Annotated in this window: 4 protein-coding genes; 2 read left to right on the plus strand and 2 right to left on the minus strand. The window is 74.2% G+C overall.

The features are described 5' to 3' along the window. A partial coding sequence (locus OZN99_RS29755) for a LysR family transcriptional regulator (RefSeq protein WP_270938829.1) occupies positions 1-181 on the minus strand: 181 nt, incomplete at its 3' end. 110 nt (positions 182-291) lie between these two features. Here OZN99_RS29755 and OZN99_RS29760 point away from each other — a divergent pair. Further along, complete coding sequence (locus OZN99_RS29760) at positions 292-1,233, plus strand: MBL fold metallo-hydrolase (protein WP_270938830.1); 942 nt, start codon at positions 292-294, stop codon at positions 1,231-1,233. 16 nt (positions 1,234-1,249) lie between these two features. After that, positions 1,250-1,918, plus strand: coding sequence for an SDR family NAD(P)-dependent oxidoreductase (locus OZN99_RS29765; RefSeq protein WP_270938831.1), 669 nt, complete (start codon positions 1,250-1,252; stop codon positions 1,916-1,918). A gap of 111 nt (positions 1,919-2,029) precedes the next feature. Here the strand turns inward: OZN99_RS29765 and OZN99_RS29770 are convergent. Next, on the minus strand, positions 2,030-2,432 hold a 403-nt coding region (locus tag OZN99_RS29770), incomplete at its 5' end, for a nucleoside deaminase (protein ID WP_270938832.1).

Consider the following 2,432-nt stretch of genomic DNA (forward strand, 5'->3'; position numbering starts at 1 on the left):
CCATGGCGGCGCCGCTGCGCAGCAGCAGCGGGTCGCCGAACAGCACGCGCAGCCGCGCCAGCGCCGCGCTGGTCGCGGGCTGGCCGAGGCCGAGCCTGCGCGCCGCCCGCGTCACGCTCCGCTCCGCGAGCAGCGCGTCCAGCGCCACGAGAAGGTTGAGGTCGATGTCCTGAAGCCGCATCGACACTGTCGATAACGCCTATCGGCACGGCACGGGAAGCATCGCCCTGCCCGAGGCCCATCTGCGGCGTGTCGGCGGGATCGCCCGCCGGATGCCGGAGAGACGAGACCATGATAACCCGACGCCTCGCGCTCGGTGCGGCCGCCGCGCTTGCCGTGCTGCCCGTCCGCCCAGACCTCGCCGCAGCCCAGACGGGCCCGCAGCCCGGCGCGCGGCCGGTGCCGCTCGACATCGCCAAGTTCGACCGGCCCGGGGAGGGCTCGGTGAACTCCTTCATCCTTGTGGGCGAGCGGTCCTGCGTGATCCTCGACTGCCAGCGCACTCGGCTGGAGGCACGGCACGTCGTCTCCCTCGCCCGCGGTACCGGCCTGCCGGTCGAAGCGATCTTCCTCTCGCATGAGCACCCGGACCACATCGCCGGGCTGGAGACGGTCGCCGCTGCCTTCCCCGACGCGCCGATTATGGCGGGCGAGACGACGCGCGACTGGATCGCCGCGAACCGCGCGCAGCTGATCCCCTTCCTGAAGAACGTCCTGGGGCCCGCGGCGCCGGACGGCGTGCCGCTGCCGACGCGCGTGGTGCGGCCGGGCGAGGTGCTGATCCTTGCAGGCTCCGAGTGGCGCGTGGACCAGATCGGCCCCTGCGAGGCCTCCGGCATGACAATGCTGCACAACGAGCGACATGACGTGCTGTTCGCCGCCGACCTCTTCGACAACCGCTTCACGCCCTGGCTCGTGGACGGGACGACCGGCGCGTGGATCGCCGAGATCGAGCGCAACCTGCCGCGCTACGGCGATGTCGGCACGGCGCTGGTCGGCCATGGCGCGGCCGGACCGGCGCGGCCGATGATGCAGGACACGCTCGGCTATCTGCGCTTCTTCCGCGAGGCGCTGCGGCGCGAGCTGCCGGCCGCGGGCGATGTGCCGGCCGAGGGCCGCGCCCGCATCCGCGCCGCGCTCGCCGAGCGCTATCCGGGCTACCCGCAGGTCGTGCCCCTGCCGACGCTGCTCGACATGAATGTCGACGCAGTCGCCCGCGAGCTGCGCCGCTGATCGGGAGGATTGCGGGATGAAGCGCAGGCTCGCCATCATTGCCGGCGCCGGCCCCGGGATGGGGCTGGCGATCGCGCGACGCTTCGCGCGCGGCGGGTTCGACGTCGCGCTGATCGCGCGCGATGCGGGGCGGCTCGCCGAGAGCGCGGCTGAATTCGAGGGGCTGGGTGCGCGCGCCAGCGTGCACGCGGCCGACCTTTCCGACTTGGCGGCGGCCGAGGGCGCGATCCACGCGATCCGCGCCGCGCGCGGGCCAGCGGCCGTGCTGGCGTACAATGGCGGCGCGTGGAACCAGGGGGCGCCGCTTTCCATGACGGCCGAGGCGTTCCACCGCGACCTCGGGCTCTGCGTGTCGGGCGCCTATGCCTGCACGCGCGCGGTGCATGCGGACATGGCGGCGGGAGGCGGGACGGTGCTGTTCACCGGCGGCGGGCTCGCGTTGGCGCCGGGAGCTGGGGTGGGCGTGGCCTCCCTCGTGGCCGGCAAGTCCGGGCTGCGGGGCCTCGCGCTCGTGCTGCATGAGGAGCTGAAGCCGCAGGGCATCCATGTCGGCCTTGTGACCATCGCGGGGGTGGTGGCGCCCGGCACCGCCTTCGATCCGGACCGCATCGCAAAGGCCTATTGGGACATGCACATCGCGCCGCGGGGAGCGTGGACGGCCGAGACGGTGTTCCGCGGCGCCTGATGGCGCCTCCGCAAGCCCTGACTGGCGCGCGGTAGGCGGCTGCCGACCGCCACACGACACGGGAGCGATCGGAACAGGAAGGACCGCTCCCCGCCCAACCCGGACCTCACCCTACCCAGCCCGGCCCCGCAGCCCCTCGAAGAACCCCCGCAGCAACGCCGCCGCCTCGCCCTCCCGCACGCCGCCCACCACCTCCGGCGCGTGGTGGCAGGTGGGCTGCGCATAGAAGCGCGCGCCGTGCTCCACCGCGCCGCCCTTCGGGTCATAGGCACCGAACACCACGCGCCGCACCCGGAAGAAGCTGGCCGCCGCGGCGCACATGGCGCAGGGCTCCAGGGTCACCCACAGCGTCGCCTCCGGCAGGACCTTGTCGCCCGTCGCGGCGGCCGCGGCCCGCAGCGCCAGCATCTCGGCATGGGCGGAGGGGTCGCGCCGCGCCTCCACCTCGTTGCCGGCACGCGCCAGCACGGCGCCGGCGGCATCCGTGACCGCCGCCCCCACCGGCACCTCGCCG

This window comes from Falsiroseomonas oryzae (assembly GCF_027856955.1).
Taxonomy (GTDB): domain Bacteria; phylum Pseudomonadota; class Alphaproteobacteria; order Acetobacterales; family Acetobacteraceae; genus Falsiroseomonas; species Falsiroseomonas oryzae.